This is a genomic window from Sulfurimicrobium lacus (assembly GCF_011764585.1).
Taxonomy (GTDB): Bacteria; Pseudomonadota; Gammaproteobacteria; order Burkholderiales; family Sulfuricellaceae; genus Sulfurimicrobium; species Sulfurimicrobium lacus.
Genome location: NZ_AP022853.1, coordinates 739,539 through 764,603 on the forward strand (window position 1 = coordinate 739,539; position 25,065 = coordinate 764,603).

Here is a 25,065-nt window from a genome sequence, read left to right on the forward strand (position 1 = left end):
GGTTATGTGCGTTATTGGGCAGCTATGCACAGAGTTATCCACAGGAATTGTGAGTAACAAAATAAGTCTTTTTAATTGATGAGCTTGGGGCGGATTTCGCAAATAAGCTTTAATGTTTGGCGCTAACTTGGCGAATTGTGTTTTCCCATTGTTTTTCCAGCCTTTTCGTCGATATGGGCTGAATGGTTTTAAGTTCCTGCGCGAATAGCGAAACCCGCAGTTCCTCGATCATCCAGCGGTAATCGCTCAGTTCCGGGCTTGGCGTTGCGCCGCGCTTCTCCAGTTGCAGCATGGCGTCCAGATAGCGCCGCCAGAAAGGAGCCAGTTCAGCCTGCAACTGGCTATCGCGGTTAGCCGCGTGCGGGAGTTTGTCGAGGCGTAGTGCCATGGCTTTGAGGTAGCGGGGGTAATGGCGTAGCCAGTTCATGGGCGTTTGGGCCAGAAAGCCCAGATAGACGAGCTGGCCGAGCTGCTCCTTCATATCGCTGATGGCCGAGGGTGAGACTTTGGCTGCCTGAAGTTTCTGGGCGACGGCGTGGTATTCGGCCAGGATATCCGCGACAAGTTTGCATGTCTGGTTGGTTGTGCTGACCAGCAGGGGGCGGGATTCATCACGGCGCTGGGCAAATTGTGCTGCGGTGTGGACCACCGGTTTGTCGCCGATCAGGACGTGCTCGGCGATGGCATGTTGCAAGTCACGTTTCAGTTCGTCACATGTGCCGATCGGCAGGTAGTGAAGGCACGTTGCCTTATTTATCGGCAGCGATTTTTCCAGAAAGCGCGCCTGCTCCGGCAGCTGCAACAGCAGCAGGCGCGCCAGCCCCATTCGCATGGCTAGCTCTGCCTTTGCGGGCGTGTCGAACAAGCGCAGGGCTACACCGCCTTCCTGGTCCACCAGTGCCGGATAGCCGACAAGCGTCTGTGCGTGGCGCTGGAATTCCACCTTGTCCGGAAGGTCGCCGAAGTCCCAAGCGGTGATCCCGTCGCGCTCGAAGTCGGATGTCAGGGCGGCGCCAAAACTTTGTTCTGCCTGGCCGCCTAGTTCGCTACGCAGTTTTTCCAGGTCCCGGCTGCTGGCGAGTTCGCGATTGTCTCCATCGATGACGCGAAAGTTCATGCGAAGATGCTCGGGAACGGTGTCGTTTGCCCATGCTTCCGCCGGGATGTCGATGCCCTTGGCGGCTTTGATGAAGAACCCCAGGTCTCGGGTCAGTGGTCGATCAGCAGGATTAAGCTTGCCCAGTGCCGCAGTGACGAACTCCGGTACCGGTACGCAGGCACTGCGCAACTTGTGCGGCAGGCCGCGAATGAACCACGTTATTTTCTCCCGCAGCAGACCGGGCACCAGCCATTCGCACCGAGCGGCGCTGATCTGGTTGAGCGCGGCAAGGGGAATGGTGATCGTCACGCCGTCCAGCGGGTGTCCGTGCTCGAAGCGATAGGTCAGCGGGTATTCGCCGCCGCTGAGCTGAAGCGAGGGCGGGAACAGGTCTTCCGTGACGTGCCCTGCCTCATGGCGCATCAGCTGTTCGCGCGTCAGAAAAAGCCGGCGTGGGTTGCTGCGTTCCGCCTCGCGGCGCCATTTGTCGAATGCCGCGCCGTTGTGGATGCCTTGCGGAATCAGCTGGTCGTAGAAGTCGAAAATACGTTGTTCGTCTACCAGAATGTCCTGGCGCCGCGCCTTGTGCTCCAGTTCCTCGATGTCTTCAACCAGCTTACGGTTGTGCTTGAAAAATGGGGCGTTGGAAACATACTCCCCTTCGACCAGGGCGGCACGGATAAAAATTCCGCGCGCTTCCGTTGGGCTGATGGGGCCGTAATGAACTTTGCGCTTGGGCTCGATCACCAGGCCGTAGAGCGTCACCCGTTCGTAGGCGGATACCCGTGACGCCTTCTTTTCCCAGTGCGGGTCGAAATAGTTGCGCTTGATGAGGTGACCCGCCAGCGGCTCGATCCACTCCGGCTCGATGCGGGCCAGGGTGCGGCCATAGAGGCGCGTGGTCTCGGTAAGTTCACCGGCCATCAGCCATTTGGGGCCAGCCCCGCCGGTTTTTTCTTTGCTGGCGGAGCTGGGTTTGAACAGCACCGATCCGGGAAAAATGGAGAACTTGATGCCGCGCGCGCCGAGATATTCGCGCCCTTCGCTTTTCAGCCCGATATTGCCCAGCAGACCGGCGAGCAGGGCGCGATGGATCTGGGCGTAATCCGCTTCGATCTCGTTGGGGCGCATGCCCATTTCCTTGACCATCACCGCGAGCTGGCCGTGAACGTCGCGCCATTCGCGCATGCGCATGGCCGAAAGAAAGTTGTCGTAACAGTGTTGTGTTAGCTTGCGGTTGGATTTCTTGTGAACCAGCGCTTCATCGTAGAAGCGCCACAGCTTGATGAAGCCGAGAAAGTCCGAGCGCTCGTCCTGGAAACGACGGTGCGCGGTATCGGCGGCCTCCTGGGCAGCCAGTGGCCGTTCGCGGGGATCTTGCACGGTAAGCGCGGAAGCGATGACGAGTGCCTCGCTGAGGCTGTTCTCCTGGTGCGCCGCTAGGATCATGCGCGCGATGCGCGGGTCGATGGGGAGCTGGGCCAGCTGCTTGCCGAGCGGAGTAAGGGTGCGCGCCTCGTCCACCGCACCCAGTTCTTCCAGCAGCTGGAATCCGTCGGAAATGGCGCGGGGGTCGGGTGCTTCGAGGAAGGGAAAGTCTTCCACCGCACCCAGGCCGAGTGCCTGCATGCGCAGGATCACGGCCGCCAGGTTGCTGCGGCGGATTTCCGGGTCGGTGAAGGCGGGGCGGGTGTTGAAATCCTCCTCGTCGTAGAGGCGGATGCAGATGCCGCTGGCGACCCGGCCGCAGCGCCCCGCGCGCTGGGAAGCGGAGGCGCGCGATATTTTCTCCACCTGTAGCCGTTCCACCTTGGCCCGTACACTGTAGCGGCGAATGCGTGCGTAGCCGGGATCGATCACGTAGCGGATGCCTGGTACGGTGAGGGATGTTTCCGCCACGTTGGTCGCCAGCACGATGCGTCGTCCGCCGCCGGGCTTGAAGACGCGGTCCTGCTCGGCGTTGGAGAGGCGCGAATAGAGCGGCAGAATTTCCGCTCCTGGCGGATGGTGCTTGCGCAAGGCTTCCGCGACCTCGCGAATTTCTCGCTCGCCGGGAAGAAAAATGAGGATGTCGCCGCCATGTCCGGCAATCTCGTCCACCGCATGGAGTATGGCAACCTCAAGGTCGGCCTCGCTGCCGTTTTCTTCTTCCGCAAGCGGGCGGTAGCGCATTTCCACCGGGTACATGCGTCCCGACACTTCGATCACCGGCGCGCCGTCGAAGTGGCGCGAGAAGCGCTCGGCATCGATGGTCGCGGAAGTGATGATGACTTTAAGGTCGGGGCGGCGCGGCAGGATGCGCTTGAGATAGCCCAACAGGAAATCGATGTTGAGGCTGCGTTCGTGCGCCTCGTCGATGATCAGCGTGTCGTAGGCGTCGAGGAAGCGGTCGCCCTGGGTTTCCGCCAGCAGGATGCCGTCGGTCATGACCTTGATGTAATTGTTTTCGCTTACCCGGTCGTGGAAGCGCACCTGGTAGCCCACGGCCTGGCCAAGCTCGCTTTTGAGTTCCGCGGAGATGCGTGCCGCCACGCTGCGCGCCGCGATGCGCCTGGGCTGGGTATGGCCGATCAGACCGGCTGCGCCGCGTTTCAGGTCGAGGCAGATTTGCGGCAGCTGGGTGGTCTTTCCGGAACCGGTTTCGCCGCACACGATGACGACCTGGTTGGCCGCAATCGCTGCCGCTATGTCATGGCGTTTTTCGTTTACCGGAAGTTCGGCGGCGAAGGTCGGGGTCGGAATGCGCTCCAGCCGGCTGGCTCGTCTTGCCGCAGAGGCGCGGATGCGCGCGCCGAGGTCGGCCAGGGCGGCTTCCGGCGCCTTGCCGCTGCGCAGTGCGTTTTCGATTTTGTTGAGCTCGCGCACGAAACGGTGCCGGTCGCGCTGCATGCAATTTGCGATGTCGAGGGAAAGGGCGCGGAAGTTGGAGGGCACGATGGGTAGGCTGAACGGGATCGGCGCAATTATACATTGAACGCATTAATCCCTATTGTTGACTGTTTAGATCGGGTATGTTCTAATGGCATTCATATTACTCAAGTATAGAAGTTGTACTACCTCTAGTTATTGAGGTGGTTCAAGACAAATATTCAATAACTTAATTTCAAGGAGCATAAAATGGAACTTCCAGTACGCGATGGCGATGGTTATTTGGCCGACATGAATGAATGGACCGAGGACGTTGGCCGTGCAATGGCTGAAGCTGACGGCGTCGAGTTGGACGAAGTGAAATGGAGTCACATCCTGAAAGCACGTGAATATTTCGAAGAAACCAGCTCCGTGCCGCCGATCCGGAAATTCGCCAAGTATATCGATGAAGACCAGAAGGTCATCTTCAATACCTGGATGACCGGCCCGATGAAGCCTATTACCAAGTACGGCGGTCTGCCCAAGCCAACCGGCTGTGTATAAGCCCTGATCCTGTTGTCAACAAAGGCCCGGCAGTGTTGCGCATTGCCGGGCCTTTGGTTTTTTGCTATAGAATAGGCTCCTGAACCAAATGGAAGAGCCGAGCAAATGATTACCATCGAACACCACGACCACATCGTCAAAGTTTCCGTATTCGGCGAATTCACGCTTGCCGACTACAAACAGCTGGAAGATGCAGTGGTCTATGAAATGAAATTCAAGGGCAAGGTCAACCTGCTGATGGATTTGCGCGACATGGCCGACTTCACTCTCGATGTGGCTTGGGAAGATGCGCGTTTCAACTGGCAGCACGTCCATGATTTCCAGAAAATTGCGGTGGTCGCCAGTGGCCGCCTGGTAGCTTGGAGTGCATGGCTGGCGCGGGCCTTTTCGGATGCCGAAATTCAGATTTTCGAAAATTATGACCTGGCCAGCGACTGGATCGAGGCCGGCGCCTGACAGATTGAAACTTTAGACTGCCTTCTGCAGTCTTAAATTGGCATGAATTGTCTGTTTCTCACCAAGGAGAGTGTCTGATGCAACCCGAATTACAAATAAGCAGCCAAGCGGCGGGATTATCGCTATCCACCCACAAGGTGTTGCGCAATACCTACATGTTGCTCGGCCTGACCATGATTCCTACGGTTATCGGCGCGCTGATCGGCATGAGCATGAATTTTTCTTTCATGGCGCAAAGCCCGATTCTGGGCATGGTGGTCATGCTTGCGGTCATGTTTGGCCTGTTCTGGGGTATTTCCAAAAACCGTGACAGCGGCGTGGGCGTGGCCTTGCTGCTGGCGCTGACATTCTTCATGGGGATGATGCTGGGACCGATCCTGCAAGTGGCGCTGCACCTGAAAAACGGTGCACAGCTGGTGGGTCTGGCGGCAGGTGGTACGGGTGTGATTTTCTTCGCGCTGGCTTCCTATGCCACGGTTTCAAAGAAGGATTTCAGCTTCCTCGGCAATTTCCTTTTCGTCGGCCTGATCCTGTTGATCCTCGCTTCCCTGGCCAATATGTTCTTCCAGGTTCCGGCGGCTGCGCTGGCAATTTCCTCGGTTGCCGTGCTGATCTTTTCCGGCTTTATCCTGTTTGATGTGAGCCGCATCGTGCAGGGCGGCGAGACCAACTACATCATGGCTACGCTGGCGCTTTATCTGGATATTTACAACCTGTTCGTCAACCTGTTGCAACTGCTGATGGCGTTGAGCGGCGAGCGGGACTAGTCAGAGTTCTCAAACGTTAAAAAGGGCAGCCTAGGCTACCCTTTTTAACGTGCTAACGGATTTGAGCTAAAGCAAAACCAGATTGTGGTTCCGGCATATCATTGACTGCGTCAATGTGAGCCTGGACCGCAATCTGGTCCTGCTAAAGCAGGACTAGATTGTCACGGTGGATGAGTTCGGGTTCGTCCACGTAACCTAGAATAGGTTCGATCTCGACACTGGCGTGGCGCATGATTTTCCGGGCTTCTCCCGCTGCGTAATTGATCAGTCCGCGCGCAATTTCCCGTCCGTCCCGGTCGATGCAGGTCACTACTTCACCACGTTCGAAATCCCCGCTTACCTCACATACGCCGATGGGTAGTAGACTTTTTCCTTCCAGACACAATGCTTTTGTGGCGCCTTCGTCCAGCATGACCCTGCCGCGCACCTGCAGGTGATCGGCCAGCCATTGCTTGCGCGCGGCGATCGGCATGGTCTGTGCGATAAGCTGGGTGCCGATGGCCTCGCCCTGGGCGAGGCGCACCAGCACATCCCGCTCGCGCCCGGAGGCGATGATGGTGTGGGCGCCGCTGCGCATGGCGCGCTTGGCGGCCAGGATCTTGGTCAGCATGCCGCCGCGTCCGATATCGCTGCCTGCGCCGCCGGCCATTTTCTCCAGTTCAGCTTCACCGGCTGTGGCTTCCTGTATCAGGGTGGCCGTCGGGTCTTTGCGCGGATCGGCACTGAACAGGCCGGATTGGTCGGTGAGGATGACCAGCGTGTCGGCTTCGATCAGGTTGGTCACCAGAGCGCCGAGCGTGTCGTTGTCGCCAAAGCGGATTTCGTCGGTCACGACGGTGTCGTTTTCGTTGATGATCGGGATAACGTTCAGTTCGAGCAGGGTGCGCAGCGTGGTGCGTGCGTTGAGGTAGCGCTTGCGGTCGGACAAGTCGTCGTGGGTCAGTAATATTTGTGCGGTGTGTAGGCTATGTTTGCGGAAGCAGCTTTCGTACACCTGCACCAATCCCATCTGGCCGACTGCGGCTGCCGCTTGCAGTTCGTGTACCGCGCTGGGGCGCTTTTTCCAACCCAGGCGTTGCATGCCCTCGGCTACTGCACCGGAGGAGACCAGCACCACTTCACGTCCCATCTCCTTGAGGCGGGCAATCTGTTCGGCCCAGTTGGCGATGGCGGCATGATCCAGCCCGGCGCCGCTGTTGGTGACCAGGCTGCTGCCGACTTTGACGACCAGGCGTTTGGAATTCGCGAGTATGGATTTCATGGTTTGTTGGGATGCGTGATTGCCTATTCCACGGTGGGATCGGGTTGTACAGTTGCATTGTCTTCCGGAATTTCTGCCGGCGCGCGATTCTGTTCCAGGTATTCCATGATGGCGTAAGTGAGTGTTTTGCAGCCTTCCCCTGTCAGGGCGGAAATTATAAAGCTTCTGCCCTCCCAGCCAAAATCTCGCAAAAACTGCTGCAATTGCTCGGAGCGCTCGTCCTCGGCCACCATGTCCATCTTGTTCAGCACCAACCAGCGCGGTTTCTGGTACAGGCCCTCGTCGTATTTGCGCAACTCCTCGACGATGGCGCGTGCGTCATGCACCGGGCTCACGGCTTCGTCGCAGGGCGCCATGTCCACCAGGTGCAACAACAGGCGGGTGCGTGCCAGATGGCGCAGGAACTGGTGACCCAGACCGGCGCCTTCGGCGGCGCCTTCGATCAGGCCGGGAATGTCCGCGATCACGAAACTGCGCTCGTCGTCGACCCGGACCACGCCCAGGTTGGGATGCAGCGTGGTGAAGGGGTAATCCGCAACTTTCGGCTTGGCGGCGGAAACGGCGCGAATGAAAGTCGATTTGCCGGCATTGGGCATGCCCAATAGGCCCACATCCGCCAGTACCTTCAGTTCCAGTCCCAGTTCAAGTTCCTCGCCTTCCTCGCCTGGCGTGCACTGGCGCGGGGCGCGATTGGTGCTGGATTTGAAATGCAGGTTGCCGAGGCCACCCTTGCCGCCTTTGGCGATCAGGGTCTTCTCGCCGTCGATGGCGAGGTCGGCAATGATCTTGCCGGTGGTGAGGTCGGTGATGACCGTGCCGACCGGCATGCGCAACACCATATCCTCGCCACCCTTGCCGTAGCGGTCGCTGCCATGGCCATTCTCGCCGCGCTGGGCGCGATGCATGCGGGCAAAGCGATAATCGATCAGGGTGTTGATATTGCGATCCGCCACCGCGTAGATGCTGGCGCCGCGCCCACCATCGCCGCCATCCGGGCCGCCTCTGGGGATGTATTTTTCACGTCTGAAGCTGGCGGCGCCGTTGCCGCCGTCGCCGGCTTTGACATGGATTTTTGCTTCGTCTATAAATTTCATGTGATAGTTTTCAGTGATCAGCTTTCAGTGATCAGCTTGCTGATGGCTGACATCTGAGAACTATAAAATAAAAAGGCCCTATCGTGCGATAGGGCCGGGGTCGCATCGCCAGAAGCCTGAAATCAGGCGGCCGGGATGATGCTGACCATAGTGCGTTGCAGTGCACCTTTGACGGAGAATTGCACAGTGCCGTCGATCTTCGCGAACAGCGTGTGGTCCTTGCCAATGCCGACGTTGTCGCCGGGGTGCATCTGGGTGCCGCGCTGGCGAACGATGATGCTGCCGCCGGAAACCAGTTCGCCGCCGAAGCGCTTCACGCCCAGACGTTTGGAATGCGAGTCGCGGCCGTTACGTGAACTACCGCCTGCTTTTTTATGTGCCATGGTATTTCTCCTTGCTCAGGCTTACTTGGCGATCAGATCGATACGGATCTCGGTGTAGTTCTGCCGATGACCCTGTGTCTTGCGGTAGTGCTTGCGGCGACGCATTTTGAAAATCATCACCTTCTTGGCACGCCCCTGGCTCATCACCGTGGCTTTCACCGTTGCGCCTGCCACCAGTGGGGCGCCTACCGTTACCGCTTCGTCGTCCGCTATCATCAGTACTTCGTCCAGTACGATTTCGCTGCCGATGTCTGCCGGTATCTGTTCTATTTTAAGTTTTTCGCCAGGGACAACGCGATACTGCTTGCCACCGGTTTTTATGACCGCATACATGTTTAGCTCCATTGCTTCACTTTTAAATGAACCGCGAAGTATACCTAAGTGCATGAGCCGGGTCAAAAAATCTTTGGTAGTAAACTCTGCTTGGGGGCGGATAATTGCTTCTGTCCCTTGACACTGACTTGTGAACGTTTCTACCATTGACCTTTTTCGGATTATCTCGTGTCAATCGAAGCTATTCGCAGCTGCATCGAAGCGGACATGCATGCCGTCGATGCGGTCATTCGCCGGCGTCTCCACTCAGAAGTCGCTCTGATCGGTCAGGTCAGTGAATATATCATCAATAGTGGCGGCAAGCGCTTGCGCCCGGCATTGGTGTTGCTGTCCGCCGGGGCGTTTGGCTTTAGCGGTACGCATCACCACGAACTCGCAGCGGTGGTGGAATTCATCCATACCGCGACGCTGCTCCACGATGATGTGGTTGACGAATCCAGCCTGCGCCGCGGCAAGGCTACGGCCAATGCCATGTTCGGCAATGCTGCCAGTGTGCTGGTGGGAGATTTCCTCTATTCCCGTGCTTTCCAGATGATGGTGGGGGTGAACAGCTTGCGCGTGATGGAAGTGCTGGCCGATGCGACCAATATCATTGCCGAGGGCGAGGTTTTGCAACTGCTGAATTGCCACGATCCGGATATCGACGAAGCTCGCTACCTCCAGGTCATTCATTACAAAACCGCCAAGCTGTTCGAGGCCGCCAGCCGCCTGGGCGCGATTTTGGGTGGAGCGTCCCCGCAGGACGAAGAAGCGATGGCCGAGTACGGCATGCGTCTCGGGACTGCATTCCAGTTGATTGATGACGTATTGGACTATTCGGGCGAGCATCAGGATACGGGCAAGAACGTAGGTGACGATCTGGCCGAAGGCAAGCCGACACTCCCCTTGATTTATGCCATCAAACACGGCAGCGCAGATCAGGCGGCGGTGGTTCGGCATGCCATCGAGCAGGGCGGACTGGATGAGCTGCAGCCAGTCATGCAGGCGATTCGTGACACCGGTGCACTGGATTACACCAAGGCACAGGCAAAGCGGGAAGCGGATGCGGCCTGCGCGGCAATATCGCACCTGCCCGGTTCAAATTACAAGGATTCTTTGCTACAATTGGCCGACTTTGCGGTCGCGAGGAATCATTAAGAAGGCGGCCGCTGTTTGTTTTCGGGGTGTAGCTTAGCCAGGTAGAGCGCTACGTTCGGGACGTAGAGGCCGGAGGTTCGAATCCTCTCACCCCGACCAGTTTTTTCCTAAGGCACGGTAATTCATCTGTGCTTTGATCTAATCCCGCAATTCGTAGCGAATCAACTTTCTGTAAAGAGTTCGTTCGCTGATCCCAAGAATATCAGCCACTTTGCGCCGGTGCCCGTCGTGTTGTTCGAGCAGGCGAGCGATGTGGCTCGCTTCCAGTTCTGCCATCGATGCGCCTTTTTTCTTTGGCGCAACTGCGGCGGCTAGCGCAAGTTCTGGTTGCGCCGCGCTAACTCCCTGGTTATTGGCGTCGAAGCGAATATCTTTTGCCGTGATGATGCCGTTGTCGCTGAGTGCCAGCGCTTTTTGCAGGATGTTACGTAGTTCGCGCACATTGCCGGGGTAATCATAGGTTACCAGCCGCGTCATGGCACTTTCGTTGAGTTCGCAGCTGCGCCCGCCATTCATGCGCGACAGCATGGACTTGGCCAGGGCAGGGATATCGCTGCGACGCTCCCGCAGCGCGGGCAATGTGACGTCAATGCCTGCAATTCGGTAATAAAGGTCGAGACGAAACCGGCCTTGGTCCACCATTTCCAGCAAGTCCCGGTTGGTTGCGCTAACGACCCGTACGTCGGCGCGCAGCGTTTCGGTGCCACCCACGCGGCGGTACTCGCCGCTCTCCAATACGCGCAGCAGCTTGGCTTGCATCGTGAGCGGGATTTCGCCGATCTCGTCGAGGAATAGCGTGCCGTTGTCTGCGAGTTCGAATAGCCCCAGCTTCCGTCCTACACAACCGGTGAATGCCCCGCGCTCATGACCGAAGAGTTCGCTTTCGAACATCGATTCGGCGATGGAGGCGCAATCTACTGCGATAAAGGCTTTCCCTTCCCGGTTGGAGCGGCGATGAAGGTATTGCGCCGCCAATTCCTTTCCGACACCGCTTTCGCCGTATAGCAGAATGGAGGCTTCAGATTCGGCCACGCGCGTCAGATTTTCCACGCAGGACAGGAATGTGGCCGATTTGCCGATCATGCGCATTTCGTCGCAGTCCATGGCTGTGGTCGGGGCGAAGGGGTAAATCGCTTCTCCTAAATAAAGCTCGCCGTTTAGTCCCAGGATTGGGTGCCCTTGGATGCGTACGTGCTCTGGTTGATTGTGGTGGTCATAGTGGGTGTGCAGTACTTGCTGGCCTGAGCCGGTGGCGAATACTTGCTGGTGTGGGCAGGTCTCGCCGTTGAGGTGGCAGGGCACCGAGGCGTGGTGGGAAATTTCATGGCAGGTGCGTCCAACCACATGTGCTTCATCTGTGCCATAGCGCTTGCAGTAGGCGCGATTGGCGGCCACGATGCGGTAGTTGATGTCAATGAGCACGAAGGGGTTTTCCTGCGCGTCAATAAGGGATTGAAGTTGGACTGGGGTGTGGTTCATGTCTGGCTGCGACCTGTCAATATGTCATGACAGTATACGTGACGGTTTTTGATTTGCAACAGCAGCGCATCGATTTGATAATACGAAACAAAACAGTTAGTTATGATTATTGTGGTTGGCCGGACTAAGTGGTAAGGCATCATTGGTTTGAATTAGCCACTAATAATCAAAGAGATGACTGTTGGTGTCAAAATGACATGACACGATGGCATGTAATTGCCGGAGAGGCGTCTTGTAGCTATGTGATTCAGGTACTTACGTTCTGGCATAAGGATTGCTACAAGGCTATCCGGATGTTTATAGCGTAATTACTGTTAGGGGTTAACTATGACTGATCCAATCTGGAAATTGCAGGCGGGCGTCTCCATGAGCCAGGAAACGGCTCAGGAGGTAGCCAAGATCGCCTGCGCATTGAAGTCACTTTCGGCATATGTTACGTTGATGCACGAGAATGAGGATGCACCAGAGGAGCTTCAACAACTTGTGGATGAGGGGTTGGACGCGATGAAAAAAGTGTTTGTGTGGTAATGAAATGGAGAACAAGTAAATGGCACATATTGTAATCATGGGTGCAGGCATCGGCGGCATGCCGATGGCCTACGAAATGCGCGAGCAACTGAGGTCCTCGGACAAATTGACGGTAATTGGAAACGGCGACAGTTTTCAGTTTACGCCCTCCAACCCCTGGGTGGCCGTCAACTGGCGTACGCGGGAAGATATTCAGTTTCCGGTCGCGCCCTATTTCGAGCGCAAGAACATCGGCTTCATTTCATCTCCAGTAAAGCGCGTTCACCCCGAAAAAAATCAGGTGGAACTGACTGACGGGCAGGTTATCGATTACGATTTTCTGGTTATTGCTACCGGGCCGAAGCTGGCGTTCGATGAGGTAGAAGGACTGGGGCCGGAAAAGCATACCCATTCAGTATGCAATGTGGACCATGCGGTAAAGGCTGGTGAAGCCTGGGGCAAGTTCGTCAAAGAGCCAGGTCCGATCGTGGTGGGTGCGGCTCAGGGCGCTTCCTGCTATGGCCCGGCTTACGAGTTCGCCTTCATCATGGATACCGACCTGCGCCGTCGTCGTATCCGCGACAAAGTTCCGATGACCTTCGTTACTGCCGAGCCGTATATCGGCCATCTCGGCTTGGGCGGAGTGGGTGATTCCAAGGGCTTGTTGGAATCGGCCATGCGCGATCGTCACGTCAAGTGGATTACCAATGCCAAGGTTACCAAGGTCGAGGCCGGCAAAATGTTTGTGGCCGAGCATGACGATATGGGTAACGTAAAGAAGGAACACGAACTGCCGTTCAAGTACGGCATGATGTTGCCGGCATTCAAAGGCGTCGATGCCGTATTCGGTATCGAGGGGCTGACCAACCCGCGCGGCTTTATCCTGATCGACCCTTACCAGCGCAACCCGAAATTCAACAATATCTATTCGGTAGGCGTATGTGTTGCGATTCCACCGGTCGAAGCAACACCGGTTCCGACTGGTGCGCCCAAGACCGGTTACATGATCGAAACCATGGTGACAGCCGCAGCGCACAACATCCGTGCCGTGCTGGACGGCAAGGAGCCGTATGAAAAGGCAACCTGGAACGCGATCTGCTTGGCTGATTTCGGTGATACCGGCGCGGCGTTCGTTGCCCTGCCGCAGATTCCGCCGCGCAACGTGAACTGGTTCAAGGAAGGCAAGTGGGTGCACCTGGCCAAGATCGCCTTTGAGAAATACTTCATCCGCAAGATGAAGAAGGGTACGACCGAGCCCTTGTATGAAAAATACGTGCTTGGTGCCCTTGGTATCAAGAAGCTTAAAGATAAGTCCTGATTTTGCGGGAGGCACCTCTCCGGTTTCGGGGAGGTGTTTAATGCAATTGATCAATTGGAGGTATTGATGAATAAAATTCTGACCATGGTGTGGTTGGCTTGTGGGCTGGTCGTCACACCTGTGGTGTATGCGGCGGACGCAGCGCCTGCCGACCAGAAAAAGGACCAGAAAGCCGCCGGCGAAGATAAAGACAAAGAAAAAGACAAGAAGGCCGGGGAAGAAGGTAAGGGTAAGGGCGAAAAGAAGGGTGATGGCGGCGCCGAACCTGAATGCAACTGATTACGCTGTAAAGTACGCCATCACGTATTTTCTTACATAAAAAAATATCAAGGGGACGAATATGACTATAAAAAATAAATTAGTAGCTTCTACCGTTTTGCTGGCTAGCGCCCTGTTGCCAAGTCTGTCTTTCGCGCTCGACGTGAACATCACAGCAGACATGCCGTTGGTTGAGGTCATGCACAAGGGGCAGAAGGTTGCCATTCAGCGCAACCAGAATCAGGATAACAACGTAAATCCGGCGTTTGCCAAGACTTCGCGCAAGTGTCCTCCGTTCTGCATTCAACCGGGAGAACTGGCGCCGGGCGTGGAAACCATCGGCGAACTGGAGATGTTGCATTACCTGAAGAAGATGAGCAGTGGTGATGCCAGCATCATGGTGATCGATTCGCGCACACCTGACTGGGTGGCAAAGGGCACGATCCCCGGCGCGGTGAACATCCCTTGGGACAAGCTCAATATCGGCAAGTCAGACCCCATTACGGTGCAGGAAATCCTCGAAAAGCAGTTGGGCGCCAAGCAGTCTGAAGGCTTCTGGAATTTCGAAAGCGCCAAGACCCTGGTGATGTTCTGCAACGGCTCCTGGTGCGGTCAGTCGCCCACCAATATCAAAGGGCTGCTCAAGATCGGCTACCCCGCCAACAAAATCAAGTGGTACCGCGGGGGGATGCAGGACTGGGAATTGCTCGGCCTGACGACGGTCAAGCCGTAATCCGGCGCGTTACCGCACATATATAAATAAAATAAACATAGAGGAGTAAAGTTTATGAAGAAAGATCTGCTCAAGCTTTCCGGTCTTGTGCTGGCGCTGTTTGCTACGGTTGGCATGTCTGGTTGCGCTTCCACCGGCGGCAATGCCGCTGCTGCAGCCAAACCCTTGGAGGTTGGCATTGCTGCGGATATCCAGTCTGTGGATGTTATGCATGGCGGCCAGGTGGTAACCATTCAGCGTAACCAGAATCAGGATAACAACATCAACCCTGCTTTCGGCAAAACCTCGCGCAAGTGTCCGCCATTCTGTATTCAGCCTGGTGAACTGGCTCCCGGCGTGAAGACCATCGGCGAATTGGAAATGCTGCATTACCTGCAAAAGGTGAGCGCTGGTGACAAGACCGTGATGGTGATCGATTCCCGTACTCCGGATTGGGTCGAGAAAGGCACGATCCCCGGCGCGGTGAGCATTCCCTGGGACAAGCTCAATATTGGCAAATCCGACCCGATCACGGTGCAGGAAATCCTTGAGAAGCAGCTGGGTGCGAAGCAACAGGACGGCTTCTGGGACTTCTCCGGCGCCAAGACGCTGGTGATGTTCTGCAACGGTCACTGGTGCGCCCAGTCCCCGACCAATATCAAGGGGCTGCTCAAAATCGGTTACCCTGCCCATAAATTGGTCTGGTATCGCGGTGGCATGCAGGAGTGGGAAGCCTTGGGGCTGACCACGGTCAAGCCCGCAAAGTAATTTGAATTTAAGTGTTTACTTAAAAGGCGGCGCAAGCCGCCTTTTTTTTGCCTCGACTTGGTCTTAAATGGATTGGAGGAAATTATGATGAAATTCCTGACGGCAATGCTGCTCATGCTGTTGGTAATTCCGGCTGGTGCTGCGGAGCGACTGCTGCTCGGCGTCAATACCGGCGTTCCGGCCCAGGATGATCAGCGGGATATAAGCGATAAGTACAAACCGTTGGCCAATTATCTGGGCACGATGCTGAAACGCCCGGTCAAGCTCGAGGTGAGCCAGAATCTGTCGGCCTCCGAGCGACGCCTGAAAAAGGATGCATTCGATGTCTTTCTCGGTCCGCCCCAAGTTATAGCACAGGCCATGAAGGGTTCCGGATATGTGCCGATCGCCCGATATCCGGGTAAGCTCAAAGCGGCATTCGTGGTGATGGATACAAGTAATATCAAAAACCTGTCAGATGCAAAAGGCAGGCGATTGGGACTGCCGGACAAGGAAAGCCTTGCGTCCAATCTGGCACTGGCAAAACTGCGTTTTTCCAGAATGACACCGGAAACTCATTTCGCGGAAATTTTCCACCAGCGCTTCCAGGATGCGACTCTGAACGCGTTGCTGATTGGCCGTGTCGATGTGGCGGCGGTGACCGCCGGTTTTGCCAAGAAGTGGGTGGGAGAGCATCCGGGGGCGCGTGTAATCGAGGAAAGCTATGAAGTCCCACATTTCGCTTTTGCGGTCAGCGAAGACATGAGCGAGGCTGATGCCATGCAGATCCGGCAGGTCTTGCTGGATGCGCCTAATACCGTCGAAGGCCGAGCTATGCTGGGGAAGATGGGGCACAAGGATGGCTTCATTCCCACCAGCAAGGATGATTATTCGCCTCTGATACGGTTGTTCGGTTTATAGCGGGGGCGAGGTAGGGCGTGTTCAATCCGGCGGGTTTTGCTTAAGTCATTACTCGTCAGCCCAGGATCGCTTACAATGCGAAGCCTTATGAATGCAACAGCCAAACCTGACTGTGTCTCGCAGGAATGTTTCCACTGCGGTCAGCCAATTCCTCAGAATTCCCACTACCCCGTGGTAATCGAAGCCGTTTCACGCGAAATGTGTTGCCGGGGCTGCCAGGCGGTAGCCGAGGCAATTGTGGATGGGGGCCTCGAGGATTACTACCGTCACCGCACGGCAAAATCAGGCACGGCTGCGCTGGATGCCGCGGATGTGGTGCCGGAGTGGTTGCGTCAGGCAAAGCTTTACGATCTTCCCGAGGTGCAGAAAAGTTTTGTGCGCCAGGAGGTCGGCGAGGTCCGCGAGGCTTCCCTGATCCTGGAAGGCATTGTCTGCGCCGCCTGCGTCTGGCTTAACGAACACCATCTTTCCGGGCTGCCAGGCGTGCTGTCGGTTGAGATCAATTATTCCACCCATCGTGCGCGGGTCCGCTGGGATAATTCGCGCATCAAGCTATCCGAAATCCTTCACGCCGTCGCGGCGATCGGTTACACGGCCCACCCTTTTGACCCGGGTCGCCAGGAACAGCTTTTCCTCAAGGAGCGCCAGGCTGCGCTGCGGCGCCTGTTCATCGCCGGCATCGGCATGATGCAGGTGATGATGTACGCGATACCGGCTTACGTCGCCGGCGGGGATGGCACCATGCCGCCCTGGATCGAAAGCATAATGCGCTGGGCCAGCCTGACCCTGACGCTGCCAGTGGTCGGCTATTCGGCCTGGCCGTTCTTCCTCGGCGCCTGGCGCGATCTGAAGCTGCGCCAGGCGGGCATGGATGTGCCGGTGGCGCTGGGCATCGGCGCCGCATTTATGGCCAGTGTCTATGCGACCTTGACGGGAGGGGGCGAAGTTTATTTTGACTCCATCACCATGTTCGTGTTTTTCCTCCTTTCCGGACGCTTCCTTGAAATGGGCGCAAGGCGGAAGGCCGCAGATGCTGCCGAGAAACTGGTCAAGATGCAACCGGCCATGGCAAGCCGCCTCCCCGCGTATCCAAACACCCAGTCCGATGAACTGGTGGCTGTGAGCAGCTTGAGTCTGGGAGAATATCTTCTGATTCGTCCGGGCGAATCGGTGCCGGCAGACGGCGTAGTGGAGCAGGGTAGCAGCCGGGTGGATGAGTCACTGCTGACCGGTGAAAGCCGCCCGGTGCCAAGAAATGCGGGAGGGCGGCTGATAGCGGGTACCATCAATGTGGATAGCCCGCTGATTATGCGGATTGAAGGTCTGGGGCAGGACACGGTGCTGTCCGGCATTGTGCGCCTGCTTGATCGCGCACTGGCTGAAAAACCGGCGTTGGCGCAGGTGGCGGACCGGGTTGCCAGCTGGTTTGTGCTGGCCCTGCTGCTGATTGCCGTCGGCACAGGCGTGGCATGGTATTTCATCGAGCCGGCTCGGGCTTTCTGGATTACCGTTGCTGTATTGGTAGTGAGTTGTCCCTGCGCCCTGTCTTTGGCGACTCCCGCTGCCCTAACTGCGGCTACGGGCAGTCTGACCCGTCTGGGGTTGCTAACCACACGAGGCCACGCACTGGAAACGTTGGCCAAGGCCACGCACTTTGTTTTCGACAAGACCGGCACCCTGACCTACGGCAAGATGAACTTGCTGGAAACGGTTGCGCTGGGCGCTGTCGGCCGCGAGCGCTGCCTGGCTATGGCAGCGGCGCTGGAACGGGCCTCTGAGCATGCTATTGCCAATGCCATTGCCACTGCTGCGGCGGGCAGCAACGATCAGTTCAGTGTCGAGGAAACCACCAATTTGCCTGGTAGTGGGGTCGAGGGAAAAATCGGTGGTCAGCGCTATCGCCTGGGGCGGCCTGCGTTTGTGGCTGAACTGTGCGGTACTCCTTTGCCGGATGCGCTGCTCCAAGTCCCGGAAGGTGCAACGGTGGTGGCTTTGGGCAGTGAAGACGCATGGCTTGCGCTATTCGCCTTGGGGGATACGCTGCGCCCTGATGCTGCGTATCTGGTTAATGGTTTGCAGCTGCGCGGGAAGACGGTGGTGCTCCTGTCGGGCGATCAGGAAGAAGCTGTGCACCGGGTTGCACAGCAGCTTGGTATCGCTACGGTGCGTGCCGCCATGACGCCGCAAGGGAAGCTGGACTATGTGCGTGGCTTGCAGCGCGACGGGGCTGTGGTGGCGATGGTCGGCGACGGGGTGAACGATGCGCCGGTGCTTGCCGCAGCCGGAGTCTCCGTCGCCATGGGCGGCGGCACTCAGGTGGCGCGTGCCAGTGCCGACATGATCCTGCTTTCGGAACAATTGCCGCACTTGCTCGCGGGCGTGGATATCGCCGTCAAAACCAGCCGCATTATCCGCCAGAATCTGACGTGGGCATTCGTCTATAATTTAATCGCTATTCCACTTGCCGCGCTAGGTTATGTTACCCCCTGGATGGCGGGGATTGGCATGTCCGCCAGTTCGCTCATGGTGGTTCTGAATGCATTGCGCCTGGTCGAGCCGGACGCTGTCAAAGGACGGAAATAAGCGGTGGAAATACTTTATTTAATCATCCCGATTAGCGTGATCCTGATATTTTTCATCATCTGGATTTTCCTTTGGGCGGTAAAACATGGCCAGTTCGATGATATGGAGGGTCCTGCCCACCGTATTCTTATGGACGACGACAGGGCGCGCACCGAACCTTCCGAACATAAACCGAACGAAGAGTAAATTCGTTCCCTCGCGAGCAAATCGCCGCGACATTTTGTCGCGAAAAATGAATCAAGTTTGATCTAGCGCAAAATTCCATTTACAGGATTCAGTTAATATTGGGACAGTAATGTCCTGAAATAGACTTTACCTAAGGCGACTTTTTGTAATCAGGGAGGGAATATATGGAAGCGCAAACCACGTACAACTACAAGGTTGTGCGGCAATTCGCCATCATGACGGTGGTGTGGGGAATTGTCGGCATGCTGGTCGGGGTGATCATCGCCTCGCAGTTGATTTGGCCGGAATTAAATTTTGAGCCGTGGCTGACGTATGGCCGTCTGCGTCCACTGCATACCAATGCGGTGATTTTTGCTTTTGGTGGTTCTGGTCTATTTGCGACCTCGTACTACATCGTGCAGCGCACTTGTCATACGCGTTTGCTTTCTGATGGCTTGGCTGCATTCACCTTCTGGGGATGGCAACTGGTGATTCTTCTGGCAGCAATTACTCTGCCGCTGGGTTACACCACTTCCAAAGAGTATGCCGAGCTGGAATGGCCGATTGACATCTTGATTACCGTGGTCTGGGTGGTCTATGCAATCGTGTTCTTCGGCACCGTCATGAAGCGTAAAACCACGCATATTTATGTGGCCAACTGGTTTTTTGGCGCCTTCATTATCACCATCGCGTTGCTTCACCTCGTCAATAATGCCGAGTTGCCAGTCAGTTTCATGGGCATGAAGTCCTATTCCGCCTATGCTGGCGTGCAGGATGCAATGATTCAGTGGTGGTACGGTCACAACGCCGTGGGCTTCTTCCTGACGACCGCTTTCCTGGGCATGATGTATTACTTCGTTCCCAAGCAGGCAGGGCGCCCGGTATATTCCTACCGCCTGTCCGTGGTGCACTTCTGGGCGCTGGTCTTTACCTACATGTGGGCCGGTCCTCACCATCTGCATTACACCGCGTTGCCTGACTGGACCCAGTCCATCGGTATGATCTTCTCGCTGATTCTGCTGGCACCTTCCTGGGGCGGCATGATCAACGGCATCATGACTCTCTCGGGTGCCTGGCACAAACTGCGTACTGATCCTATCCTGAAGTTCCTGGTGACCTCGCTGTCCTTCTACGGTATGTCTACCTTCGAAGGTCCGATGATGTCCATCAAAACCGTGAACGCGCTGTCTCACTATACCGACTGGACCGTGGGTCACGTGCACTCCGGCGCCCTGGGTTGGGTGGCGATGGTGACCATCGGTTCCCTGTACTACCTGATCCCGCGCCTGTTTGGCCGCGAACAGATGTATAGCGTCAAGCTGATCACGACCCATTTCTGGATTGCCACGATCGGTGTGGTGCTGTACATCGCCGCGCTGTGGATTTCCGGTGTGATGCAGGGATTGATGTGGCGCGCGGTGAACGCCGACGGAACGCTGACCTACAGCTTCGCAGAAGCAGTCAAGGTGGTGTACCCGTTCTACACGATTCGCTTGATTGGCGGCACTTTGTTCCTGGTTGGAATGCTGATCATGGCCTACAACGTATTCAAGACTGTGGCTGGCTCCAAGGCAGTGGATGATGCGGCGATCCCCGCTCCTGCCGGCGCTCACGCTTAAGTAAAGGGAAGGAGATAAGATAATGAGTGCAAATTCATGGCATGAATCACTGGAAAAAAACATCGGTTTCATGATGGTGTTGATTCTACTGGTGGTGAGCGTGGCAATGATGGTGGAAATTCTGCCGCTGTTTTTCCAGAAATCCACCACGGAACCGGTGGCCGGCCTCAAGCCGCGTACTGCTCTGCAGTTGGCGGGACGGGACATTTACCAACGCGAGGGGTGCTACAACTGCCACTCGCAGATGGTGCGTCCGTTCCGTGCTGAAACTGAACGTTATGGTCACTACTCTGTTGCGGGCGAGTTCGTATACGATCACCCGTTCCAGTGGGGCTCCAAGCGTACTGGTCCTGACCTTGCCCGTGTTGGCGGTCGTTATTCCGACGACTGGCACCGTACCCACCTCAATAACCCGCGCGACGTAGTGCCGGAATCCAATATGCCGGCTTACACCTTGCTGGCGAACACCGCGGTTGCAGGCGACGATCTGGGCGCTCACATGAGCACGCTGCGTGCTCTGGGCGTTCCATATACTGACGCGGATATTGCCGGTGCTGCGCAGGCAGTTGCAGGTAAGACCGAACTGGATGCCGTGATCGCCTACTTGCAGAGTCTTGGTACAGTAATCAAGAGCACGAGGTGAGTCGTGGACATCAACGATCTTAGATCAATCGTGACGGTGGTGTCGTTCATAACTTTCCTCGGCATCTTGGCTTGGGCTTTCAGCGGACGCCGCAAGGCGGCGTTCGACGAGGCAGCCCAATCGCTGATGGAAGATGACGAATTCAGCCGGGTGAACGTGAAATCCGCTCCCAAGGCGGCGGGACACTAAAGGAGATAAAGATGAGTGATTTTGTAAGCGACTTTTGGAGTCTGTGGGTCGCCGGGATTACCCTGGCCAGCGTACTCGGCTGCGGGTTGTTTCTGTGGGCTGTGAGTATCAAGCGTACCAATGCCAAGGTGGAAACCACCGGACATAAGTGGGATGAAACGCTGGAGGAATGGAATAACCCGATGCCAGCATGGTGGAGTTGGTTGTTCTACATCACGGTTGTATTCGGACTGGTGTATCTGTCGCTCTTCCCCGGCTTGGGAACTTTCCAGGGGATGCTTGGCTGGAGTTCGCATGGCCAGTATGACGACGAGATGAAGGTTGCAAAGGAAACGTACGATCCGATCTTCAACAAGTATCTGAAGCAGGATTTGAAGACCGTGGCTGCCGATCCGGAAGCCAGAGCAATGGGTCAAAGGCTGTTTCTGACCTACTGTTCACAGTGCCATGGTTCAGACGCAGGTGGCGCACGTGGCTTCCCCAACCTGGCCGATAAAGACTGGCTGTATGGCGGTGCTCCTGAAACCATCGAGGCCAGCATTACCGGTGGCCGTGCTGGTGTTATGCCTCCTTGGGCGCCGGTACTAGGCGATCAGGGCGTAAAGGAAGTTGCCAACTACGTACTCTCCTTGTCCGGCCACAAGCATGATGCCAATCTGGCAGCTGCTGGTAAGCCCAAGTTCGAGCAGAACTGCGTTGCATGCCATATGCCGACCGCTACTGGCAACCCGGCCCTTGGCGCGCCCAACCTGACTGATAATGTCTGGTTGTACGGCGGCACCGAAGCGAAGGTGATCGAAACCATCAGCAAGGGTCGCAACGGCGTAATGCCTTCGTGGAAGGATTTCCTTGGCGAGGCCAAAATCCATCTGCTGGCAGCTTACGTATATAGCCTGTCCGAAGGGAAATAAAGTAGTAAAATAATAAAAAAGTAATAAAGGAGCGGGCGGAGTTTGTAAGGATTCCGCCCGTTTCAACTCATCACAAAATGGTTTTGTGGCTCGCGTAAGGACTGGGGGACGCGACATTTCTGCTCGTAGATAATTGGGAGTGTTAATTGAACCAGTCGGATGGAAAAGTAGCCGGTAAAGTTGAAGAGCCGGTTGAAGCAAAAGACCTCTATGAAGCTCGCAAAAATATTTATGCACGTTCTGTAACGGGTATTTTTGCAAATTTGCGAATTTTGGGTGTAGCGCTTACCCAGTTCGTTTTCTACGTTTTTCCCTGGCTGATCTGGAACGATCGACCGATGATGCTGTTCGATCTGGTGCATCGGAAGTTCTACGTATTTGGCTATATATTCTTTCCCCAGGATTTCGTTTACCTAACCGGCGTGCTGGTCATTGCGGCATTGGCACTGTTCCTGTTTACCGCCGTGGCAGGGCGTATCTGGTGCGGCTACGCGTGTCCGCAAACGGTTTACACCGAGATTTTTATGTGGATCGAGCGCGCCATCGAGGGCGATCGTGCACAGCAGATCAAACTTGCGAAATCGCCTTGGAACGCACGAAAAATCAGGCTAAAACTTGCCAAGCACGCGGCATGGTTTGCCGTGGCATTGTGGACCGGATTTACCTTTGTAGGCTTCTTTACGCCTATCAGGGATCTGGCACATGAGTTTGCTTCGTTTTCCATGGGGCCGTGGGAAACGTTCTGGGTGTTTTTCTATGGATTTACCACCTATGGCTTTGCGGGGCACATGCGCGAACAGGTTTGCCTATATATGTGTCCTTATGCGCGTTTCCAGAGCGTGATGTTCGACCCCGATACGCTCATCATTACCTATGATGGCAACCGAGGTGAACCGCGCGGACAGCGCAACAAGAACGCGGATTACCGTGCCGAGGGTAAAGGTGATTGCGTGGATTGCGGTATTTGCGTCCAGGTTTGCCCAACCGGCATCGACATACGCAAGGGTTTGCAGTATGAATGCATTGGATGCGCAGCCTGTATCGATGCCTGCAACCAGGTCATGGATAAAATGTCTTATCCGCGCGGGCTGATCCGTTATTCGACGGAAAACGTGATGCTGGGCAAATTCCCGGAACGTAGCATGACGGCTCACGTGTTTCGCCCCCGCGTGCTGCTTTATACCGCCATCCTTACGGCGATTGCCATTGCGCTGGGTGTGGCGATATATATGCGTGAACCACTCAAGGCCAACATCATTCGCGATCGTACCAATCTGGTGCGGGAAACCGATGATGGCTTGCTGGAGAACGTTTATCGCATGCAGATCATCAACATGGATGAAAAAGCGCACCGTTATACGCTGTCAGCCTCAGGCATGAACGACCTCAAGGTTACAACGAATGAGGCGCAGCCACTGTTAGTTGAGCCTGCATCTACTCGCGTCGTATCCATGAGCCTGATTGCCGATCCAGAGAACCTGAAGACGGGATCGATTCCGGTGCATATCAAAATTCAGGATGTCGATAATCCAGATATAAGCGCCAACGAAAAAACTAGTTTTCTTGTGAGGTAGATATGAATGCTCTGACTGAAAACATCAAACCTTGGTACCGCGAACCCTGGCCATGGATATTGATGGCTCTTCCGGCGGCGGCGGTAATCTTTGGGCTGTTTTACGCGTGGTTGGCGATTACTACGCAAGATGGCTTGGTAGATGATGATTATTACAAAGACGGGCTGGCTATCAACCGGACTCTCGATCGCGACAAGGCGGCTAAGACGCTTAACATCAAGGCGCAGTTGATGGTTGGAGACGATCCGACACACCTGCGTTTAATGCTTCAGGGGGGGCAGTCAGGCACGTTGCCTCAGCACCTGCGGCTAAAATTGCTTCACCCCACCCGTGCCGGTATGGATCAGGTGGTTGACCTAACCCAGCGAGGTGAAGGCTATTACGAGGGGGCACTCAAGTCATTGGGCCCCGCTCGTTGGCATCTGGTTCTGGAAGATACCGAGAAGAAATGGCGGTTGACCGGAACCTGGCATGTGCCCAAGGACCACTCAGTGGCACTGGATTCAAAGGGATAGTTTTACTAACGACAAGAGGAGAAGAGGAAATGGACTTGATGCAAACGTTATTTTCGACTGATATTGGCCTGCTCAGCATGTTCACGATTGGGTTCATCCTCGTGATGGCAGTGTTTTTTATCGTGTGGTACAACAAAAAAATCAACGAACCCAATCAAGGCGATTAAGTGCCGGCCTAAAACTTTTAAGTTTGAGCGGATCCGGGCGCCGCGTTTGTATGCGTGCGCTCGGTAATCCGTTTTAGTCTGGCCAGGTCATTCAGGACGAGGTGTTTGTTTTGAACGCTGATGAGACCGTCTTCCTGGAATTTTGAAAGCGTGCGGCTGATGGTTTCCAGTTTGAGGCCAAGATAACTGCCGATTTCCCCCCGTGTCATACGCAGTTGGAACTGGTGGGGAGAGTAACCGCGAGCGCCAAAGCGCTGGGAAAGGTTGAGCAGGAATGCAGCTAGTCTTTCATCCGCATTCATGCTCGAAAGCAAAACCATCAGGCCTTGATCGCGTGATATTTCACGGCTCATTATCTTGTGGAATTGCTTCTGCAAGGCGGGAATTTCGCGGCACAGGTTTTCAAGCGCAGAAAAAGGTATTTCGCAAATTTCGCTGTCTTCGAGCGCGATGGCGTTACAGCTGTGGTTGTCGTTGCAAATGGCGTCAAGCCCCAGCAATTCCCCGGTCATGTGAAAACCGGTAACGTGTTCCTGGCCGTTCTCACTGATGAACAGTGTTTTGAAAAAGCCGGTGCGCAGAGCATAAAGAGAGCGGAAGACATCCCCGACGCGATATAGATGTTCACCACGCTTAATCCGCTTGCGACGGTTAATGATGTTATCAAGCTGATGAAACTCTTCGCTCTTGAGGCCAATCGGGAGGCACCAGAGGTCGCGCAGATCACAAGCTGAGCACGCACTCTTGGGGTAATGGACATCAATAATATCGGCAAACAGCTGATGGACTTTCTGTTGCATTTTATGTGTCGCGTCA

Annotated in this window: 26 protein-coding genes and 1 tRNA gene; 20 read left to right on the forward strand and 7 right to left on the reverse strand. The window is 55.8% G+C overall.

All coding sequences use genetic code 11. The annotated features are described in order from the left end of the window. Window positions 1–109: 109 nt before the first annotated feature. Window positions 110–4,033: an ATP-dependent RNA helicase HrpA gene (hrpA, locus tag SKTS_RS03765; RefSeq protein WP_280513681.1), complete on the reverse strand. Its 3,924-nt coding sequence runs from the start codon at window positions 4,031–4,033 to the stop codon at window positions 110–112. 183 nt (window positions 4,034–4,216) lie between these two features. Here hrpA and SKTS_RS03770 point away from each other — a divergent pair, with 183 nt between their 5' ends. The 3 genes from SKTS_RS03770 to SKTS_RS03780 all read left to right on the forward strand — a co-directional run bounded on the left by SKTS_RS03770 (window position 4,217) and on the right by SKTS_RS03780 (window position 5,733). After that, window positions 4,217–4,510, forward strand: a complete 294-nt coding sequence (locus SKTS_RS03770; RefSeq protein WP_173060547.1) for a TusE/DsrC/DsvC family sulfur relay protein — start codon at window positions 4,217–4,219, stop codon at window positions 4,508–4,510. 105 nt (window positions 4,511–4,615) lie between these two features. Next, complete coding sequence (locus tag SKTS_RS03775) at window positions 4,616–4,966, forward strand: SpoIIAA family protein (RefSeq protein ID WP_173060550.1); 351 nt, start codon at window positions 4,616–4,618, stop codon at window positions 4,964–4,966. A 77-nt stretch (window positions 4,967–5,043) separates the two neighbouring features. Beyond that, window positions 5,044–5,733, forward strand: coding sequence for a Bax inhibitor-1/YccA family protein (locus SKTS_RS03780; protein ID WP_173060553.1), 690 nt, complete (start codon window positions 5,044–5,046; stop codon window positions 5,731–5,733). Window positions 5,734–5,875: 142 nt separating this feature from the next. Here the strand turns inward: SKTS_RS03780 and proB are convergent, their stop codons facing one another. From proB to rplU, 4 genes are all read right to left on the reverse strand, one after another. Beyond that, complete coding sequence (proB, locus tag SKTS_RS03785; RefSeq protein WP_173060556.1) at window positions 5,876–6,994, reverse strand: glutamate 5-kinase; 1,119 nt, start codon at window positions 6,992–6,994, stop codon at window positions 5,876–5,878. 23 nt (window positions 6,995–7,017) lie between these two features. Further along, window positions 7,018–8,088, reverse strand: a complete 1,071-nt coding sequence (cgtA, locus tag SKTS_RS03790) for an Obg family GTPase CgtA (protein WP_173060559.1) — start codon at window positions 8,086–8,088, stop codon at window positions 7,018–7,020. A 122-nt stretch (window positions 8,089–8,210) separates the two neighbouring features. Next, window positions 8,211–8,471: a 50S ribosomal protein L27 gene (gene rpmA / locus SKTS_RS03795; protein ID WP_173060563.1), complete on the reverse strand. Its 261-nt coding sequence runs from the start codon at window positions 8,469–8,471 to the stop codon at window positions 8,211–8,213. Window positions 8,472–8,492: 21 nt separating this feature from the next. Continuing rightward, window positions 8,493–8,804, reverse strand: coding sequence for a 50S ribosomal protein L21 (gene rplU / locus SKTS_RS03800; RefSeq protein WP_173060566.1), 312 nt, complete (start codon window positions 8,802–8,804; stop codon window positions 8,493–8,495). A gap of 168 nt (window positions 8,805–8,972) precedes the next feature. Here rplU and ispB point away from each other — a divergent pair, with 168 nt between their 5' ends. Beyond that, a complete protein-coding gene (gene ispB / locus SKTS_RS03805) occupies window positions 8,973–9,941 on the forward strand; it encodes an octaprenyl diphosphate synthase (protein ID WP_173060569.1) in 969 nt (322 codons plus the stop codon). 22 nt (window positions 9,942–9,963) lie between these two features. Beyond that, window positions 9,964–10,040: transfer RNA gene (locus tag SKTS_RS03810), tRNA-Pro, on the forward strand. A gap of 39 nt (window positions 10,041–10,079) precedes the next feature. Here SKTS_RS03810 and SKTS_RS03815 read toward each other — a convergent pair. Continuing rightward, entirely contained in the window at window positions 10,080–11,420 is a 1,341-nt protein-coding gene (locus SKTS_RS03815) for a sigma-54 interaction domain-containing protein (RefSeq protein WP_173060572.1), read from the reverse strand. A 327-nt stretch (window positions 11,421–11,747) separates the two neighbouring features. On the opposite strand from SKTS_RS03815, the gene SKTS_RS03820 reads away from it, so the two are divergent. From SKTS_RS03820 to SKTS_RS03890, 15 genes are all read left to right on the forward strand, one after another. Beyond that, window positions 11,748–11,948 (forward strand): hypothetical protein, encoded by a 201-nt coding sequence (locus SKTS_RS03820; protein WP_173060575.1) that lies wholly within the window; start codon window positions 11,748–11,750, stop codon window positions 11,946–11,948. A gap of 19 nt (window positions 11,949–11,967) precedes the next feature. Then, complete coding sequence (locus SKTS_RS03825; protein WP_173060577.1) at window positions 11,968–13,245, forward strand: NAD(P)/FAD-dependent oxidoreductase; 1,278 nt, start codon at window positions 11,968–11,970, stop codon at window positions 13,243–13,245. Between the two features lie 66 nt (window positions 13,246–13,311). After that, the gene (locus SKTS_RS03830) at window positions 13,312–13,524 is read left to right on the forward strand and encodes a hypothetical protein (RefSeq protein WP_173060580.1); all 213 of its coding nucleotides are present in this window, start codon (window positions 13,312–13,314) and stop codon (window positions 13,522–13,524) included. Between the two features lie 61 nt (window positions 13,525–13,585). After that, the gene (locus SKTS_RS03835; RefSeq protein WP_173060583.1) at window positions 13,586–14,236 is read left to right on the forward strand and encodes a rhodanese-like domain-containing protein; all 651 of its coding nucleotides are present in this window, start codon (window positions 13,586–13,588) and stop codon (window positions 14,234–14,236) included. 54 nt (window positions 14,237–14,290) lie between these two features. Continuing rightward, window positions 14,291–14,983, forward strand: coding sequence for a rhodanese-like domain-containing protein (locus SKTS_RS03840; protein ID WP_173060586.1), 693 nt, complete (start codon window positions 14,291–14,293; stop codon window positions 14,981–14,983). An 84-nt stretch (window positions 14,984–15,067) separates the two neighbouring features. Then, window positions 15,068–15,883 (forward strand): phosphate/phosphite/phosphonate ABC transporter substrate-binding protein, encoded by an 816-nt coding sequence (locus SKTS_RS03845; protein ID WP_173060589.1) that lies wholly within the window; start codon window positions 15,068–15,070, stop codon window positions 15,881–15,883. A gap of 87 nt (window positions 15,884–15,970) precedes the next feature. After that, the gene (locus tag SKTS_RS03850; RefSeq protein ID WP_173060592.1) at window positions 15,971–18,466 is read left to right on the forward strand and encodes a heavy metal translocating P-type ATPase; all 2,496 of its coding nucleotides are present in this window, start codon (window positions 15,971–15,973) and stop codon (window positions 18,464–18,466) included. A gap of 3 nt (window positions 18,467–18,469) precedes the next feature. Then, the gene (gene ccoS / locus SKTS_RS03855) at window positions 18,470–18,652 is read left to right on the forward strand and encodes a cbb3-type cytochrome oxidase assembly protein CcoS (protein WP_173060595.1); all 183 of its coding nucleotides are present in this window, start codon (window positions 18,470–18,472) and stop codon (window positions 18,650–18,652) included. A 164-nt stretch (window positions 18,653–18,816) separates the two neighbouring features. Continuing rightward, a complete protein-coding gene (ccoN, locus tag SKTS_RS03860) occupies window positions 18,817–20,250 on the forward strand; it encodes a cytochrome-c oxidase, cbb3-type subunit I (RefSeq protein ID WP_173060598.1) in 1,434 nt (477 codons plus the stop codon). A 22-nt stretch (window positions 20,251–20,272) separates the two neighbouring features. Beyond that, on the forward strand, window positions 20,273–20,893 hold the full coding sequence (gene ccoO, locus SKTS_RS03865) for a cytochrome-c oxidase, cbb3-type subunit II (RefSeq protein WP_173060601.1): 621 nt from the start codon (window positions 20,273–20,275) through the stop codon (window positions 20,891–20,893). Window positions 20,894–20,896: 3 nt separating this feature from the next. Beyond that, complete coding sequence (locus SKTS_RS03870) at window positions 20,897–21,082, forward strand: cbb3-type cytochrome oxidase subunit 3 (RefSeq protein ID WP_173060604.1); 186 nt, start codon at window positions 20,897–20,899, stop codon at window positions 21,080–21,082. Between the two features lie 11 nt (window positions 21,083–21,093). Continuing rightward, window positions 21,094–21,993, forward strand: coding sequence for a cytochrome-c oxidase, cbb3-type subunit III (gene ccoP / locus SKTS_RS03875; protein WP_173060607.1), 900 nt, complete (start codon window positions 21,094–21,096; stop codon window positions 21,991–21,993). 146 nt (window positions 21,994–22,139) lie between these two features. After that, entirely contained in the window at window positions 22,140–23,567 is a 1,428-nt protein-coding gene (gene ccoG, locus SKTS_RS03880) for a cytochrome c oxidase accessory protein CcoG (protein WP_173060610.1), read from the forward strand. A gap of 2 nt (window positions 23,568–23,569) precedes the next feature. Beyond that, window positions 23,570–24,082, forward strand: a complete 513-nt coding sequence (locus tag SKTS_RS03885; RefSeq protein WP_173060613.1) for a FixH family protein — start codon at window positions 23,570–23,572, stop codon at window positions 24,080–24,082. A gap of 29 nt (window positions 24,083–24,111) precedes the next feature. Further along, complete coding sequence (locus SKTS_RS03890; protein WP_173060616.1) at window positions 24,112–24,249, forward strand: DUF3149 domain-containing protein; 138 nt, start codon at window positions 24,112–24,114, stop codon at window positions 24,247–24,249. A gap of 17 nt (window positions 24,250–24,266) precedes the next feature. Here SKTS_RS03890 and fnr read toward each other — a convergent pair whose 3' ends face one another. Next, window positions 24,267–25,049 carry a fumarate/nitrate reduction transcriptional regulator Fnr gene (gene fnr, locus SKTS_RS03895; RefSeq protein WP_173060619.1) on the reverse strand — a complete coding sequence of 261 codons (783 nt, stop codon included), beginning with the start codon at window positions 25,047–25,049 and terminating at the stop codon, window positions 24,267–24,269. Window positions 25,050–25,065: the final 16 nt, after the last annotated feature.